Source organism: Marinospirillum alkalitolerans (genome assembly GCF_045055655.1).
GTDB lineage: Bacteria > Pseudomonadota > Gammaproteobacteria > Pseudomonadales > Halomonadaceae > Marinospirillum > Marinospirillum alkalitolerans.
Window position 1 is genome coordinate 243,208 of record NZ_JBANFI010000005.1, and the last position, 15,834, is coordinate 259,041.

General features: G+C 52.9%; 13 protein-coding genes. 7 read left to right on the forward strand and 6 right to left on the reverse strand.

Annotated elements, in window-relative coordinates:
• The first annotated feature begins 27 nt into the window (after positions 1 to 27).
• The 3 genes from V6U78_RS09900 to V6U78_RS09910 are packed head-to-tail and all read left to right on the forward strand — an operon-like array spanning position 28 to position 5,605.
• The gene (locus V6U78_RS09900) at positions 28 to 3,708 is read left to right on the forward strand and encodes an ATP-binding protein (protein ID WP_405339964.1); all 3,681 of its coding nucleotides are present in this window, start codon (positions 28 to 30) and stop codon (positions 3,706 to 3,708) included.
• Positions 3,708 to 4,328 carry a condensin complex protein MksE gene (locus tag V6U78_RS09905; RefSeq protein WP_405339967.1) on the forward strand — a complete coding sequence of 207 codons (621 nt, stop codon included), beginning with the start codon at positions 3,708 to 3,710 and terminating at the stop codon, positions 4,326 to 4,328. The genes V6U78_RS09900 and V6U78_RS09905 overlap by 1 nt, the downstream gene beginning before the upstream one ends.
• Complete coding sequence (locus tag V6U78_RS09910) at positions 4,328 to 5,605, forward strand: hypothetical protein (protein WP_405339970.1); 1,278 nt, start codon at positions 4,328 to 4,330, stop codon at positions 5,603 to 5,605. Before V6U78_RS09905 ends, V6U78_RS09910 begins: the two co-directional genes overlap by 1 nt.
• On the opposite strand, the gene V6U78_RS09915 is transcribed toward V6U78_RS09910, so the two are convergent.
• Positions 5,602 to 6,435 (reverse strand): substrate-binding domain-containing protein, encoded by an 834-nt coding sequence (locus V6U78_RS09915; RefSeq protein ID WP_405339974.1) that lies wholly within the window; start codon positions 6,433 to 6,435, stop codon positions 5,602 to 5,604. The two genes, V6U78_RS09910 and V6U78_RS09915, sit on opposite strands and share 4 nt — an antisense overlap.
• 212 nt (positions 6,436 to 6,647) lie before the next feature.
• Between V6U78_RS09915 and V6U78_RS09920 the strand changes: the two genes are divergently transcribed.
• Both V6U78_RS09920 and serS read left to right on the forward strand, forming a co-directional pair.
• Positions 6,648 to 9,137 carry a Lon protease family protein gene (locus V6U78_RS09920; RefSeq protein WP_405339977.1) on the forward strand — a complete coding sequence of 830 codons (2,490 nt, stop codon included), beginning with the start codon at positions 6,648 to 6,650 and terminating at the stop codon, positions 9,135 to 9,137.
• Positions 9,138 to 9,140: 3 nt separating this feature from the next.
• On the forward strand, positions 9,141 to 10,430 hold the full coding sequence (gene serS, locus V6U78_RS09925; protein ID WP_405339980.1) for a serine--tRNA ligase: 1,290 nt from the start codon (positions 9,141 to 9,143) through the stop codon (positions 10,428 to 10,430).
• A gap of 145 nt (positions 10,431 to 10,575) precedes the next feature.
• Here the strand turns inward: serS and V6U78_RS09930 are convergent, their stop codons facing one another.
• Positions 10,576 to 11,034, reverse strand: a complete 459-nt coding sequence (locus tag V6U78_RS09930) for a flavodoxin family protein (protein WP_405339983.1) — start codon at positions 11,032 to 11,034, stop codon at positions 10,576 to 10,578.
• Between the two features lie 203 nt (positions 11,035 to 11,237).
• On the opposite strand from V6U78_RS09930, the gene V6U78_RS09935 reads away from it, so the two are divergent.
• Together V6U78_RS09935 and V6U78_RS09940 are read left to right on the forward strand one after the other, a co-directional pair.
• Entirely contained in the window at positions 11,238 to 11,894 is a 657-nt protein-coding gene (locus tag V6U78_RS09935) for a GAD-like domain-containing protein (RefSeq protein ID WP_405339986.1), read from the forward strand.
• A gap of 116 nt (positions 11,895 to 12,010) precedes the next feature.
• The gene (locus tag V6U78_RS09940) at positions 12,011 to 12,397 is read left to right on the forward strand and encodes a hypothetical protein (protein ID WP_405339989.1); all 387 of its coding nucleotides are present in this window, start codon (positions 12,011 to 12,013) and stop codon (positions 12,395 to 12,397) included.
• A 181-nt stretch (positions 12,398 to 12,578) separates the two neighbouring features.
• Here V6U78_RS09940 and bfr (V6U78_RS09945) read toward each other — a convergent pair whose 3' ends face one another.
• From bfr (V6U78_RS09945) to V6U78_RS09960, 4 genes are all read right to left on the reverse strand, one after another.
• The gene (bfr, locus tag V6U78_RS09945) at positions 12,579 to 13,046 is read right to left on the reverse strand and encodes a bacterioferritin (protein ID WP_405339992.1); all 468 of its coding nucleotides are present in this window, start codon (positions 13,044 to 13,046) and stop codon (positions 12,579 to 12,581) included.
• 41 nt (positions 13,047 to 13,087) lie between these two features.
• Positions 13,088 to 13,561 (reverse strand): bacterioferritin, encoded by a 474-nt coding sequence (gene bfr, locus V6U78_RS09950; protein WP_405339994.1) that lies wholly within the window; start codon positions 13,559 to 13,561, stop codon positions 13,088 to 13,090.
• Between the two features lie 204 nt (positions 13,562 to 13,765).
• Complete coding sequence (locus V6U78_RS09955; RefSeq protein WP_405339997.1) at positions 13,766 to 13,960, reverse strand: (2Fe-2S)-binding protein; 195 nt, start codon at positions 13,958 to 13,960, stop codon at positions 13,766 to 13,768.
• A gap of 98 nt (positions 13,961 to 14,058) precedes the next feature.
• The gene (locus V6U78_RS09960) at positions 14,059 to 15,744 is read right to left on the reverse strand and encodes a GNAT family N-acetyltransferase (RefSeq protein ID WP_405340000.1); all 1,686 of its coding nucleotides are present in this window, start codon (positions 15,742 to 15,744) and stop codon (positions 14,059 to 14,061) included.
• Positions 15,745 to 15,834 lie beyond the last annotated feature (90 nt).

The window sequence follows — 15,834 nt, forward strand, 5'->3', positions numbered from 1 at the left end:
TCACTGTTGAATAGAGAGAAGAAGTGTATGGCAGGCTTACTGCGTATTGTGTTAATTCATACCCATCTGGAAGGGGTCGTAGAGCTGGATCTGCAAGGCCATGCCAATATCTGTGGCACCAATGCCTCGGGCAAAACGACGCTCCAGCGGTTGATTCCGGTGTTTTATGGCGAGCTGCCGAATAAGGTGGTGCCAAAAACACGGAAGAAGTTTGATGATTTCTATCTCCCGCACACCAATAGCTATCTGGTTTATGAATATCAGCGTGAACAGGGTGATCTGTGTCAGGTGGTGTTAACCCGCCGTGCCGAAGGGGGCGTGGATTATCGCTTTGTGCCCGGTGCCTATGAGCCGAGCCTGTATCTTTTGCAGCAAGATCAAGGGCTGGTTGCACGCCAGTATAGTGATTGGGCCAGCCATCTCCGCCAGCAACAAAGGCGCGCCTCTGCCAAAATCAGCGCTACTTCTGAGTATCGCAGCGTGCTGCAAAATGATTTTTCTTTTTTGCGTGCTCAACCGCGTTCCGCCCAATCGCAGTTACGTCGTCTGGCTCAGGATTTTAGTTTGGTTTCTGGCGCGCAGCGTTTGCGACACATGGAAAAGCTCGTCTCTGCTGTCCATGCCAAAGAGGGCAAGATGGATACGCTGCGGACCATGTTGGCGGCGATTTTTGAAGAAGAAGGCGTTGAACTGCCCAGCACCCAGCTACGCGCCAGTCGTGTACGCGAATGGATTCAGGCCATGCGTCAATCGCGCAGCCTTTCAGGTTTGCAGGCCCAGCTGCAGCAGCTTGAGCAGGGCGCACAGGAGCTCGCGAGGCTTGAAGCCGAGTTACAGGCGCTGGGGCCACTGGTCGAATCCCAGCTGAGCGATGCCCAGCAGACCCAAGCCAGCGCACAAGAAGAGATCTCAGCGCTGGAAGCACACATGCAGCAGGCGCAGCAGCACTATCAGATTCAGAAGACTCAGTATCAGGATCAGCTCAGCCAGCTTAAAAGTGATTTAAAACAGATCAGCCTGCGTTTAGATGATGTGCACCAGCGTTATGCGGCATATCAGGATGCAGGGATGACCAGCCTCGCTGCTGATGTGGAGCAGCTTGAAGTCTGGCAGCAGCAGGTTGAGCAGGATCAGCAGCATCTGGCGCTTCTTGAGCGTCAGGCCGAGGATGTGAGCCGCTTTTTTGAGCAGCAACGCCTCCAGCAGGCTGAAGCCCAGCTGGCTTTTCAGCAGCAGCATCAACAACAGCGTGATGCCCTGCGCGCACAGGAGCAACAGCAGCAGCTGCATCAGCAAGAGCAGCATCAGGCTTTGCAAGAGCAAGCACTGCAGCGGCTTCAGGATGTCAGTGCCACCTATCAACAGCAACAGCATCAGCTCGAAAAGCAACTGGCCAGCCTACAAGCGCGCCTTGATTACCCCAGCAGTGATCCGGCGCAGCGTCAGGCATTGCAAGCTGCGCAGCAGCGTGTTGAGCAGGCACGGCAGCAGCGAGAACAGCATCAGCAACAAGTGCAGCAGCAGGCAAGTTTGCTCAGACGCCAGCAGCAACGCCGTGAGCAGGCCGCCGAGCAGCAGCTTGTTTGTCGGCGTGCACTCAATGAAAGCGAAGACCAGCTGGCTGATTTAGAGCGCCAGCGTCACCCCAGTGCAGGCAGTCTGCGCGCCTTTTTGCGTGAACAACATCCAGGGTGGGAGCAGCATCTGGGCAAGGTGTTGCGTGATGAATTGTTGGAACGTCGTGATCTCGCGCCGCAATTAGCCGAGTCAGCTGCAGCGCAGTGCTATGGCCTTGAGCTGGATCTGAGCAACCTGCCTTGTGCGCCTGGTGCACAGGAAGAGCTGATGCTGGCGCAATCGATAGCCGCAGCCCAAGCCCAGCGGCAGGCCCGCCAAGCTGAGCTGGAGCAGGCAGAAGTGCACTTGCGTCAGGCCGAGCAGGAGGTCAAGACGGCGCAAGAGGCGCTTGATCAGGCGCAACTGGTTGAGCAGCAGGCCCAGCAGCAGTTGATCTATGCGCAGGAGGCTTGGCAGCGTTTAGTGGATGAGCAGGCCGAACAAGAGCGCGCGCTAGAGGCTGAATTGCGCGAACAGCATCAGGCTTGTTGGGCGCAGATTCAAGCGCTGGAAGCCGAGGCCCAGCAAGCCTTTCAAGCTCTGGATCAGCAGCGCGAGGCGCAGCGTCTGGAACTTGAAGCTGATGCTCAGCAGCAGCGGGCCGAATTTCAACAACGCTGGCAGCAACTGGAGCAAGCGCTGGCTGATTTTCAGCAGGCCCAGCGTGAGCAAGAACAAGAGCTGCAAGCGGCCTGTGATGCACAGCTGCAGCAGCGTGAACTTGATCCTGACACCCTGCGTCAAGTGCGCCAGCGGATTCAGCAACGCCAACAGCGCATCCAGAAAACGCGCGCCCGCAAGGCCGAGCTACTGGATTATCAGCAATTTATCCGTGTGGATTGGCAGCAGCTCAAACCTGAGTGGCTAGAGCAAGAAGAAGAGCTGAAAAGCCAGCTCTGGCAAGTCGAAGAGACACTGCGCAGCGTACAGCAACAACAGCAGCAGCAAGAGCAGCAGTGCCACAAGCAGCTCCATCAAGCGCAGAAGCAAGCTCAACAGCAGCGCATCCTTATTGATCAGCTGATCCAGTTGCGCGATCAATGGCGCGCGTTGGAGCTGACTGGCCTTCAGGTCGCCGAGATCGACCCGCCACGTTCGAGCGCCGAGCTGCTGGATCGAACGCGCCAAGCCTTGAAAGATCAGCAAAAACGCGCTCAGGAGCAGCGTCAAGCCTTGAGTGCCTTTGAAGGACAGCTGCTCAAAGAGGCCAGTGCCGACTTTAGTGCCGCTTTGCTGAAAGAAAAAGAGCAGCTTGAAGCGGCAGGTCCGGTCACCGCGCAGATGTGGCTGGCGCTGCTCGCAGATTGTGTTCAGGTGCTGGCCAGCCAGCAGGCGAGCCTCTTGCTGACAGGGCGCAACTATGGTGAAGATTTAAGCCAGTTCTTTACTGTTTTTCGTGATTTAAATCGCCGCATCGGTGAGCAGAGTCGCCGACTCAGTGCCGAGGTGGCGGATGATCTGCTGTTAGAGGGGATACAAAAGGCCGAGGTCAAAATCGAATCAACGATTGATGAGCTGGGTTTTTGGAAGCCGCTACAGCATTTTTCCCAGCTCTACCAAGAATGGCGTGCGGCGGGTCATCCACTTCCAGAAGAAGCCTATCTGGATGCCCTCTCTGAAGTGGCAGAGCTGCTGCGCAGTGATCAAGAGCTGAGTTTTGCCAGTTTGCTGCGTCTGGAGCTACACCTGAATGAAGGCGGCAGTGATCTGATTATTCGTAATGATCGTCAGCTTTTGGAATCTTCGAGCCACGGTATGGCCTATCTGATTTTGTGCAAGTTCCTCTTGGCTTTTACACGCTTATTGCGTGGTTCGGCTCAGGTGGTGATTCATTGGCCGATTGATGAGATCGGCACGCTGGCCTATCACAATGTTGAAAAGCTCTTTCAAGCCTGTGATCAACACCAGATCAGCATTGTCGGAGCCTTCCCGAATCCTGAATCAGAGGTGTTGATGCTCTTTCAGCAGCGCTATTTGATTGACCGTGACCAGCAGCGTCCGCATCTGCGTCAGCTCAAGCGGATTCAACCACAACTCAGTCGTCTTGCGGCCAAGCTGCAAGCCCGCCAGCTCGCAGAGGAGAAGCTTTGATGTCGGTTTTAGGGAGTCTTGTTGAGCGCCTGCTGGCGGGAGAGTTTATCTGTGCCGTCACTGATGAAGAGGCTTTTCGTCGTTTGAGTGAGCCGGATTTACAAGAAGAGATCAATCACTATTTACAGCCTTTGAACCGCCGTCTGGCTACAGACAGTGAGGAGCAGGTTTTTTATCTGGCCTGGAAGCAGCTCACTCCAACGGCTCGCCAACAGCTTGAACAACAGCTCAACCACCTCTATCTGAGCTTGATTCCTGTGCTGGAATGGATGCAGCTGGTGCAGGAGGCGCTTGGCCGAGATGCGCTGCTCAATGCCGGTGATCTGCTGCGCACCTCTGAATTTCTACAGCGTTGCGAAGAGCATCAGGCGCTGAGAGCGCGTGTGCAGCAGCTGGCCAATGATCGCTTTTTTAACTCCCAGAGTGAGGCGCTGGATCAACAAATCAAGTTGATTTTTAAAAGGATGAAAGAGCAGGGCTATTTGGTTCAGCCGCATCAGGAGCGGGGTTATTTTGTGGTGACCACCAAGGTGAACTATCTACTCGACATGCTGCGTTTTATTCGTGATGAACAGCAGCTGCCCTTGGATGAGCCAGAGCAACAAGAGGTCAGGTTTTAATGGCGCAGTGGACAGATCAGATGCTCCAAGCGGGCGCAGCACGCCTTGCTCTGCTGGGTAAGCATGCCAAGCTGCTGATGCGCGCCTACCTCGGTGAACCCATCAGTGAGGCCGACTTGAGCGATGCGGCGCTGAAGAAGCTTTTGGCGGCCCGTATTCTCTGGCGCGCAGAGGATGAACCCGGTTTGAAGCTGAGTCACCGTGTGGCGGATCTATTGGCGGAAATGCTGGCCGATGAGCAAAGGCGTCAGGTGCATGCCGATGTGGGCGAAACACTGGAAAAACTTCATCTGCTGATTCAGGCCTACCGTGAAGCCCAGCATCGCGGTGATTATCTGTTGCAGGATCAGCATCAGCGTCGTTTAGTGCAGGAAGTGGATCATCTGAATAGCCGTCTCAGTGACGCTATCGATAGTCTCTGGAAGCGGCTCAACAGTGACTTTGGTTTTGTCACTCGCCTGAGTGATAAAATCCGCGAAAATGAGCGTGCACAAAAGCAGATTACCCGCTTGCTCGATGGATTAGCGCTGATTGATTTTGCCCAGTTGATTGAAGAAGTCGAAGGCTCTGGCCCCTTGCGGCGCTTATTGGTTAGCCAGTTGCAGCAGCAGGTGAGTCGTCACTACGCCAGCTTAAGAAGTGTTCAGGCTCGCTTGATCGAGCTGATGGCGCGCTGGCGCCAGCAGCAGGCTCGCAGTCTTCTGGCGCAGGGCATGCTCAGCTTTTTGAAGGAACATCCCAATTATTCGCTGCCTAACTATGCACAGCAGCTGCAGCCCCCCGCATGGTTGAATGTGGCCGCACCCTTGCTGCCTGCCGCGGCCTTGACGCTGGAGGATCTCCAACAGCAGCCCTTGATGCAGCATCTCCATCAGTTGCCTGCCTTGCAACATCCTACAGCAAGATTCAGCGAACAGGCCGCACCCAGTCAGCAGCAAGCAGAAACGCAGGTCGAGACAGGCTGGCCGTTGATGAAGCAGGCCGTTGAGGGGTTGTATCTGGATGTGCTGGACAGTCAGGAGCCGCTTAGTGCTTTGGCCTATCAACAGCAGCATTATCCAGAATGGGATGCCGAGATCTGGCTGTTTCAGGTGCTGGCCGAGTATCTGGGCCTGCCTCAACATCAGCAGCAGGCGCTGCGCTTGTATCCAGTCGAGGAGGCGGCCAGCGATTGGAATCAGGTGCAGCTGATTCGTGATCTGCTCTTATGGGACCCGCAGCAGGTCACGCCTCATCTTGAGTCGCTCACTCAGGAAGTTTCGGGTCGCCTGCCCTAATCCAACCCAGCTTCGCGCAGGATGCTGGCGGTGGCTGGACCAAAGAGGTGCGCCCAGAAAAGAGCGACTTCTTCTCTATTCTGCCCTGCGCGCATCAGTGTTGCGGCATGAATAATCGGTGCATGGTGGTTAGCCTGCATTTTGAGCACTGCACGCTGCTGGGCAACACCCCCTTCAACGGTACGTTGATAGGGTAAAAAGCCAATCGGGATCTCGCGTGTACGGATCAGCTCAAAATAGTTTTGAAAAGGCGAGACTTCCTGAAGGCGAGGCTGCATTTCTTCGAGCATTTCATGGCGCTCAAGAATATCTAGCGCGGCTTGATGGTAGGGTGAGGTCGCTGGAGGCAAGCCTATGGCCTGGTTCTGAAGACGCAATACGCTAGTGCTGCGCACGGTTTCTAAAGGGGCCCAGAGGGCGACGCGCCCGACTGCCCAGACACGGGATTCAGTGGCCAAGCCACGGCGTACAAACTGGTGTGCATCACGCATGCGTCCGCTAATAATGATGTCAAAAACTTCGCCATCATCTAAAAAATCTTCGACCTGCTGATGATGACCAACATGGATACGAAAAGGGCGCTGGCTGTTTTCCTGATAGCGGTCAATCACGCGATGCAAGACCCATTCAAGATCAGGATCAACAGCCAATCGAATCAGATCGGCTGGCTCATCACGGCCACGCTCATGACGGCTTTCAGGAACAAAGCCTTGAAAGTTGAACTGACTCATCGGCAGCTCAGATTGGCTGGCCTGGGCGCTGAGCAGACTCAATCCAAATACGGTCGTCAGCAGGTAAAAGAAGGCGAAACGCGCTATTAAATGCTTCATGCACTCACTCTTGGCAACAGATCGGGTGGCTTAAGATCAAGGGTATCTTACTTGCTGTCCTCGTGTTTGCCTATCGCTCTTTTGCTGCTGGACTGTTACCCTTGCGCTCTTTCAATCGATGAATTTTTACAGTTGGTCGCCTTGATCTTATTCAATTTGTTTCGATTCGGTCTTGATTTTATTGAGCATGATGTCGATCGCCAAGGAAAAGCATGAGAACACCCAAACCCCTTCCTTCTAGTAAATTGTACCAACCTTGTCGAGCCAAGGATTTTTCGTTTGATGATACGCGCCGCTTGCCGCCACTGGATCGCTTTATTGGTCAGGCCCGCGCTGAAGAAGCGATTAGTTTTGCAACCAGTGTTCAGCGCAAGGGTTATAACCTCTTTGCGGTAGGACAGGCCGGTCTGGGAAAACGTACGATGCTGCGTCGTTTTCTAGAACAGAAGGCGGGCGAGTTGGAATCACCATCAGACTGGCTGTACTTACAGAACTTTACCAATACGCGTCGTCCTTGGGCTGTGCGTCTGCCGGCTGGACAGGGTCAGGTTTTTGCCGATGCCTTACAGGCATTTATTCTTGAAGCCAAGCAGGCGATTCCAGCCGCTTTTGATAATGAAGGCTTCTTTGAGCGGGCAGAGAAGATCAAGGATCACTTTGCTGAGCAAGAAAGCCAGCAGCTTAAGGCCTTGGCACAAGAGGCAGAGCCGCAGGGCTTGAAGCTGGTGCTGCAAACACCCGGCGGGTATATGTTCGTTCCTGCTGATGAAGAAGGTCAGCCGATGGAAGCTGGGCAGTATGCCAGCCTGCCGGAAGAGCAACGCGAGACCTTGCGTGTTCAGATCGACAAGATGGAGAAAAAACTGCGTCTGGTCTTGCGTGAGTTGGCGCAGCTAGAAAAAACCAGTCGCCAAGAGCAGCAAAAGCTGAATGTGCAAGTCACAGATGATGCCCTCAGTGAGAGCTTTGCGGAACTTCAGGCCAGCTTTGGTGAGCATCCTCGATTGCAGGAGTATCTGACCGCGCTGTATCGCGATATCCACGACCATCTGGCGCTGTTTCTTGAAGACTTTGACGAAGAAAGTGAGGCTGTAGCCAGTGTGTCAGCCAATAAGCGCATTCCAACACGCTATCAAGTCAATCTGCTGGTAACCCATGCGGCTCAAGGGCGAGCGCCAGTGATTGAAGAAGCCCTGCCCACCCATAACAATCTGGTCGGGCATGTTGAGAATGTGACCTATCAAGGCACCGTTGCCACGGATTTCTCCTTGATTCGCCCTGGTGCGCTGCATCGAGCCAATGGTGGCTTTTTGCTCTTGGATGCCGAGCGCCTTCTCAATCAGCCCTATGCCTGGGATGGTTTGAAGCTGGCCCTGCGCACTGGCACGCTCCGTATCGACACGCTGGAACGGCAGCTGTCTGTTTCTGGCAGTGTGAGCTTAGAACCTGAGCCGATACCGCTGAACTGCACCGTCGCGCTGATGGGTGATTATGAGCTGTTGCATGCGCTACAAGAGCAGGACCCAGAGTTTGTTGAGCTGTTTAAAATTGTGGCTGAGTTTGAAACCGAGATGCCGCGCTCACTTGAAAACCAGCGCCTCTATGCGCGCTTGATTGCCAGCATGGTGGCGCGTGATGAACTCTTGCCCGTTGCCAAAGATGGTGTGATGCGTTTGGTTGAAGAGGCCGTGCGCTCTGCTGAGCATCAGAAAAAAATCTCGCTGAATGCAGCTGAACTCAATCATCTGCTGCGCGAGGCTGATTATCTGGCCACAAAAGAGCTGAGTCCTGATATCGGTGCTGTGCATATCGAGGAAGCCTTGGCGGCCAGACGTCGTCGCGCGGGGCGCTACCCAGAACAGGTGCTGGAATCCATCTGTGATGATTTCATCATGGTTGCGACCCAGGGTGAACGTGTCGGACAGGTGAATGGCCTGACGGTTGTGGGTAGCCATGATTTTTATCATGGTCAGCCATCGCGTATTACCGCACGGGTTCACTATGGCCATGGTGAAGTGCTGGATATTGAACGTAGCGTCCATCTTGGCGGCGCTTTGCACTCCAAGGGTGTCATGATCCTCACCGGATTTTTATGCGGTCTATTCGGTGCTGAGGACAGTCTGCCCTTGGATGCTAGTTTGGTGTTTGAACAGTCCTATGGTCAGGTCGATGGCGATTCGGCATCGCTGGGTGAGCTGATCGCGCTTTTATCCGCGATGGCAGAGCAGCCAGTGAATCAACAACTGGCGATTACCGGTTCGATCAACCAGCTTGGCGAAGTCCAGCCGATAGGCGGCGTGAATGAAAAGATCGAAGGCTTCTTTGAAGTCTGCCAAGCCAGAGGCCTGACAGGGCAGCAGGGTGTGATCATCCCGCGTCAGAATGTTGTGCAGTTGATGTTGCGCCAGAATGTCCGTGATGCCGTCGCCGCAGGTCAGTTTCATATCTGGGCGGTGAGTCAGGTTGAAGAAGCGATACAGCTGCTACTGGGTTTGGCGGCTGGTCAGAGAAATGCCGAGGGCCAATGGCCGAAAAACACGCTTTATGGGAAAATAGCCCAGCGGCTTGAAAAGCTTCGTGATAAAGAAGCTGAAAAAGAAACCGATCAAGAAACCGAAACTGAGGCCGCCCCCAAGGGGCGTGCCAAGAAGACCAAGGTCAGTCCACTGCGCCGCTCGCGCTCGATAGAAATGAATGGATAAATTATGTTAGATGCCAAGTTACTCCGCACCGAACTCGAACAGGTTGCCACGCGCTTAGCCGCACGAGGATTTATGCTTGATCAAGCAGCTTTTAGTGCTTTGGAAGAGCAGCGTAAGGCGCTGCAAGTCAAAACCGAGCAGCTCCAGGCCGAGCGCAATAGCCGCTCGAAGCTGATTGGTCAGGCCAAGGCGGCAGGTGAGGATATCCAACCCTTGCTCGCCGATGTGGCCCATCTAGGCGATCAGCTTGATCAGGCCAAGCAGGAACTGGTGCAGGTGCAAGAAGCCTATCAATCGCTGCTAGCAAGCCTGCCTAATCTGCCACATGCTTCTGTGCCTTCCGGGCGGGATGAAGCCGATAATCAAGAAGTGCGTCGCTGGGGTGAGCCACGGCCAGCCACGGCCGAGATTCGTGACCATGTCGATCTCACCGAAGCCAGCGGTCAGCTGGATTTTGAAATGGCAGCCAAGCTCACCGGCTCACGCTTTAATGTGATGCGCGGCGGTGTGGCGCGCTTGCACCGCGCCTTGGCTCAATGGATGCTGAATGTGCAGGTTGATGTGCATGGTTATGAAGAATGCGCAGTCCCGTTGATCGTCAATGGTGATAGCCTGTTTGGCACCGGCCAGCTGCCCAAGTTTGCTGAGGATTTATTCCGTCTGGATTTGGAACAGGAGCAGCCTTATTACCTGATCCCGACGGCTGAAGTGCCCTTGACCAATCTAGCGCGAGATCAGATCCTGCCGGCGGAACAACTGCCCGTGAAACTGACTGCGCTGAGTGCCTGCTTCCGCTCAGAAGCGGGTGCTTATGGCCGTGATACACGCGGCATGATTCGCCAGCATCAATTTGAGAAGGTCGAAATGGTGCAGCTGGTGCACCCCAGTCAGTCCTATGCGGCGCTCGAAGAAATGGTCGGTCATGCCGAGCGGATTTTGCAGGATCTCAAGCTGCCTTATCGTGTTATGGCCTTGTGCGCCGGTGATATGGGCTTTGGTGCGGCGAAAACCTATGATCTAGAAGTTTGGTTGCCCAGCCAGAAAACCTATCGTGAAATCTCCTCTGTCTCGAATTGTGAAGACTTTCAGGCGCGCCGTATGCAGGCCCGTTTTCGTGATCCGCAAACAGGCAAGCCTGAGTTGCTACACACGCTGAATGGCTCGGGTCTGGCCGTTGGCCGCTGTTTGGTGGCCGTGTTGGAAAACTACCAACAGGAAGATGGTTCAGTGGTCATTCCTGAAGTGCTGCGCCCCTATATGGGTGGGCTAGAGCGCCTGACGCTCGAAGATTAAGCGATCCTTGCCCAGTCAGCCTTGACGCCAACGCGTCTGAGTTGATCAGATTGTTGATCTAAAGTACTAACAAACCGCGCTGAACCAGCTGGTTGAGCGCGGTTTTTTTAGCTCATCTATCTGGATGACGTTCATTCGAGGCTCCTTAGTAGAGCCCGGCTTCTAATCCGGCAGCAAAAGTCAGCGCCAGTTCGGTGGCTTCTTCCGGCCAGTGATCTTGCCACTCTCCTTGTAGCACCTTGGGTTCTTGAATCCAGCGCCATTTCAGGCCGCTGGTGATGCTTTTTAGTGCGCGGCAGGTTCCTGTGCCATCCATGCCAGCACGCACCAGCGCGGCACAAGAGAGCCCTTGAGTCTGTTCAAGCAAGGGCATATAGCAGCGATCAAAAAAGTCCTTCATGGCGCCGCTCATATAGCCAAAATTCTCTGGTGTGAACAGCAGCACGCCAGCAGCATCCAGAACATCCTGCGGTGCGGCGTCAAAAGGCGAGAGGCAGCGCAGTGTTAAATCAAGATCAGGATGGTCTGCGGCTGCGAGCAGCGCTGTTTGAAGGCGCTGAGTGTTCGGCGAGGGCGCATGAGAGATGATCAGTAGATGACGCATACTAGACTCCTGATAATGTGAGAAATCAAGATGATATTATGCATACAAAGAAGCTGCGCATTCTCAACAGCTTCAACTCTAGCACAGCCAAACCGACTGCTTGGGTTGATGGCGTCGTTGCAACAGGTCATTTTTGATTGCAAGCAAAGGATTACTCTTGAATGAGATCTGATCATCTGGAATTCGACAGTTAAGGAAACTGAATGAACCGTTTTGAAGAAGATTTTTTAGACTATGCGGGCTTTGGCCCAGCGATGCAAAGTAAGGTTGTGCCCTCTGATAAAATAGCCCGCTTTCGTGGCAAGTTGCCGGATAAACTGCTGGAGTATTGGCAAACTTATGGCTGGTGTGGCTACGCTAAAGGCTTATTCTGGACAGTCGACCCGGATGAATGGGAGCCGGCGCTCGAAGCCTGGATAGGCGATACGCCTTTTATGGAGCAAGACGAATATTATGTGATTGCGCGCAGTGCCTTTGGAGAGCTGTATTTATGGGGCCGAGAAAGCGGTGATTCTTTAACTATTCAACCCTGTTATTCGAAAATTTATCCTAATGATTGTAGGGGGCGCTTATTGAAATATGGTGCAGATAAATGCTTAGAAGTCTTTTTTACTTCTTTGCACAAAGAATATATGGATTTTGAGGACATCAACGAAACGCCCCTGTTCGAGCGTGCTCTTTCAGCCTTAGGCAAACTGGACCACAACACTCTATACGGCTTTGTACCTGCACTGGCGTTAGGCGGCTTAGCGAAGCTTGAGAACTTACAGAAACTATCAGCGGTGGAGCATTTAGTTATTTTGGCAGGGCTCGCTGATCGCCAAATTATGATGGACATTGGCAAACTGGCTAGGCTGTAATCACAGAGTGGAGCCATTAACCGAACAACAAGCCATCGCCTTATTAAAACTGGCAGCAACAGGGCAACGCTGTCGTGGGATTGCCGCGTGTGGTGCTACGCTAAGGATTGGAAATAATGAATATAGATTCAAGATATATACAAGAGTTAGGCGAGCTGATTTTGCGTTGTGAGGATGTTGTTGAAACAGAGAGCTGGGATGCCTTGGCTTTTGTGTTTGATGTGGGGGATGGCCATATGGCCAATTCAGGTTTTATCTATGTCGGCGATAAGGTGATCCCTGCATCAGCTAGGCCTGAATTTGATATGATGGCGCTGGATAATAAAATACTTGAATTCCGTGAAGCCATTCGACAAGCCTGTGAGTATGAATTTGTACAGCTGCTGATTCAGATGACTTCAGTCGGAAACATTCATATCGACTTTGAGTTCAATGATCGTGAGCGTTGGAACATGGGGCCGGCCAACTACCGCGCCATGCGTGAGAACTTGCGGCCTACATGAACAATAAGCGATTTTATTGTCGGCTGTTGTTGATAATGAGTGGGTATTGATATACGCCAGCTAATGATTGAGCCAGGTTTTAGGGTTTGGGCAGGAAGTTGAGCTGGTTTTAGCTGTTCAGCAAAACGGGCTGCCAAGGCCGCCCGTTTTTTGTGATGCTGATAGTGCGCAGCACTTGCTCTTAAAGCTGAGATTGCTGGTAGTTTTTCATACCCAAGCGCTCGATCAGGCCCAGCTGTTTTTCTAGCCAGTAGGCATGATCCACTTCAGTGTCATCAAGCATTTGACGCAGGATTTCACGAGTTTGATAGTCTTGCTCTTTCTCGCACAGTGCCATGACCTCTTTCAGATCTCGCACGACGGCATATTCCAATGCGAGGTCGTTTTCGAGCATCTCTTTCACATCTTTGCCGACCTTGATGGGCTCGCGAGTCACCAGATCAGGTGTGCCTTCTAAAAATAAGATCCGCTCAATCAATGCCGCTGCGTGGCCCTTCTCATCATCAAATTCATGGTCGATGCGCTCAAACAGCTTGTTCAGGCCCCAGTCCTGATACATGCGTGAGTGGATGAAGTATTGATCCATTGCAGTGAGCTCGCCAGCCAGTAGCTTGTTGAGTGCGGCGATGATTTTTTTGTTGCCTTTCATAGTGTCATCCTCTGTTCAATAACGATCAGTGAAGGTCAAGATCAGTCGTTGCTGATCGTAGATTGAAGGTAGTTTTCCAAGCCCAGCGCTTCGACCTGGTGCAGCTGCGTTTCAAGCCAGTCGAGGTGCTCTTCTTCATCTTCTAGGATTTCTTCAAGCAGATGGCGGCTATTATAATCTTGATGCTCTTCACAGGCTGCAATGGCTTGGCGTAATAAGGCCAGCTGCTCGTTCTGGAACTCCATATCGCAGTTGAACATTTCTGGTGCATTTTCACCAATGCGCAGCCGCTCAAGATGTTGAAGATTTGGGAGGCCTTCGAGGAATAGAATGCGCTCAATCAGCGCATCGGCCTGCTTCATATCGCAGATAGATTTCTTGTACTCGGCTTTATTGAGCTTCTCAAAGCCCCAGTTACCAAACATGCGCGCATGAAGAAAATACTGGTTGATCGAGGTGAGCTCATAGGTGAGCACCTTGTTAAGCAGGCCGATGACGGCTTTGTTGCCTTGCATATTCAAGCTCCTTTTACAGAAGAAGTTGTGCATAGTGGGAGGCGACTCGGCTGGCTAAGCAAAAGGAGATGGCTTGCCGAAGTAACGGAGATAAGCCTAGCTTTTTGCTAGGTTAAACGCAAGACAAAAGCTCCACCTATCTAAGACAGGTAGAGCAAGGAAGAGGCTGTCGCCGATGGGCTGTCGCCTGATGAGCTGAGTGGTTTAGGCTTGATGGTAAAGCGTTGTTACGGCCTCGCTCTGGCAATGACTGAGCACTTGCTTGGCGGTGCAGACACACTTACCACATTGGCTGCCCAGCGACATCTGCTGGTAAAGGTCACGCACATGCTGCATGCCCTGCTGCACTCCTTGGCGAATTTGCGAATCTGTAATGCCATGACAAATGCAAACGTACATTGCTTTTCTCCCGAAAAATCTCACTGCAAACAATAATAATTCTTTTTCAGGAGAAAGCAAGCGAATCTTGATGAGAAGCTTTACTGTTTGTCTTCGGATCAAGAGTGATGTTTTTTCTTACGTCTGGGCGTGGCCTTTTTCTTTTTGCGTGCTGGCTTGGGTGATACTGGCTGAGTGGAAGCTGAGGCAGCATCGCTTGGCGCTGACGAAGCCGTATGGGTTGAGGCGGCGCTGAGTGCGGCGGGTGTTTTTTTCTTATGCATCCGGCGTTTCAGGCTGAATAGATCCAAGCGTCTGTCTTTCAGGTTGGTGACTGAGCCTTCATTGCGCACAATTTTGAGGCGTGCGAAATCCAGATCAGAGAAGAAGATCATCTCGGTGTTGGGCGTGGTTTCATTCAGCACGGCATCATGAGGAAAGGCAAAATCGGACGGCGAGAAGACGGCAGACTGGGCGTATTGAATATCCAGGCTTTCAATCGAAGGGAGGTTGCCGACACTGCCGCAGATGACAACATAGCATTCGTTCTCAACAGCGCGGGCCTGCGCGCAATGGCGTACGCGAAGATAGCCATTTTTAGTGTCTGTCCAGAAGGGCACAAAGAGAATATCCATATCTTCATCGGCGAGCAGACGACCCAGTTCGGGGAATTCCACGTCATAGCAAATCAGCATGCCAATGCGACCGGCATCGGTTTGGAAGACTTGCAGATCATGTCCACCCTCGATGACCCAGTCACGCTTTTCTTGTGGCGTGATATGCAGCTTGGTCTGACGCTCCAGTGTCCCGTCGCGGCGCAGCAGATAGGCCACGTTATACAGGCGTCCATCCTCGCCTTCCTCAATCATGGAGCCAGCGATAATGTTGATGTTGTAGCTCACTGCCATGCGCAGCAGCTCGGTCTTGAAGGCTTCGGTAAAGGTGGCCAAAAAGCGGATCGCTTGCAGCGAATCGGATTGATCCGTCAGGCCCATCAAGGGGGCATTAAACAGCTCAGGGAAGACGGCAAAATCGCTTTGATAGTCAGAAAGGGCATCGACAAAGTATTCCACCTGCTGGAGCACGGCCTCAACCGAATCAAATTCGCGCATCTGCCACTGCACCGCGCCAACGCGGGCTTCCATTCGACTGCTTTCGATCAGATTGGCTTCAGGCTCAAACAGAATATTGTTCCATTCCAGTAAGGTGGCATAGCCCAGTGACTTGTCGTCCTCAGGCAGATAGCCGCGCATTAGGCGCTTGACCTGAAAATCATTCGCCAGCTGAAACGATAGGATCGGATCATGCAGCTCGCGTCTGGCGACCTGATCCAGATACTCGGTAGGCTTGAGCTCAGTAGCCTGCTCCTGATATCCGGGGAGACGACCGCCAGCTAAAATAGCGCGAAGATTCATCGCGCGGCAGAGTTCTTTACGAGCTTCATAGAGGCGGCGTCCAAGACGGTGACCACGATAGGCAGGATCAATCAGCACATCCAAACCATACAAGGCATCACCACGGCGCTGATGGCGAATGCAATGCTGTTCATCAATCAATGCACTGTATTTGTGGGGTTCAGAGAAGGTGGCATAATCGACCAGCAGGCTGAGCGCTACACCCACTAGCTTGCCATCATCAGCAATCGCGATCTGGCCTTCTGGAAAGTCACGCACCAGCTTGTTGATGGTCTGTTCAGGCCAGGCACCACCGATGTCATCATAAACCTTGTCCATGAGGTGTTTGAGTTGTGTATAATCTTTTTTCTTCAGGTGGCGCAGCTGTAAATGGGGATCTTCAAGCGTCATCGTGTCTTTTCTCCATGGCGAAATCGTCTTTCAGCCTATACCTAAGTCTTTTTGTGGATCAAGTTGTAACTTGATGAGCCGTCTCTAGAT

Coding starts and splice junctions, on each gene's coding strand:
- bfr (WP_405339992.1), bottom strand. CDS start 13,046: ATGAAAGGCAACAAAAAAATCATCGCCGCACTCAACAAGCTACTGGCT.
- V6U78_RS09915 (WP_405339974.1), bottom strand. CDS start 6,435: ATGAAGCATTTAATAGCGCGTTTCGCCTTCTTTTACCTGCTGACGACC.
- V6U78_RS09940 (WP_405339989.1), top strand. CDS start 12,011: ATGAATATAGATTCAAGATATATACAAGAGTTAGGCGAGCTGATTTTG.
- V6U78_RS09930 (WP_405339983.1), bottom strand. CDS start 11,034: ATGCGTCATCTACTGATCATCTCTCATGCGCCCTCGCCGAACACTCAG.
- V6U78_RS09960 (WP_405340000.1), bottom strand. CDS start 15,744: ATGACGCTTGAAGATCCCCATTTACAGCTGCGCCACCTGAAGAAAAAA.
- V6U78_RS09935 (WP_405339986.1), top strand. CDS start 11,238: ATGAACCGTTTTGAAGAAGATTTTTTAGACTATGCGGGCTTTGGCCCA.
- V6U78_RS09900 (WP_405339964.1), top strand. CDS start 28: ATGGCAGGCTTACTGCGTATTGTGTTAATTCATACCCATCTGGAAGGG.
- V6U78_RS09920 (WP_405339977.1), top strand. CDS start 6,648: ATGAGAACACCCAAACCCCTTCCTTCTAGTAAATTGTACCAACCTTGT.
- bfr (WP_405339994.1), bottom strand. CDS start 13,561: ATGCAAGGCAACAAAGCCGTCATCGGCCTGCTTAACAAGGTGCTCACC.
- V6U78_RS09910 (WP_405339970.1), top strand. CDS start 4,328: ATGGCGCAGTGGACAGATCAGATGCTCCAAGCGGGCGCAGCACGCCTT.
- V6U78_RS09905 (WP_405339967.1), top strand. CDS start 3,708: ATGTCGGTTTTAGGGAGTCTTGTTGAGCGCCTGCTGGCGGGAGAGTTT.
- serS (WP_405339980.1), top strand. CDS start 9,141: ATGTTAGATGCCAAGTTACTCCGCACCGAACTCGAACAGGTTGCCACG.
- V6U78_RS09955 (WP_405339997.1), bottom strand. CDS start 13,960: ATGTACGTTTGCATTTGTCATGGCATTACAGATTCGCAAATTCGCCAA.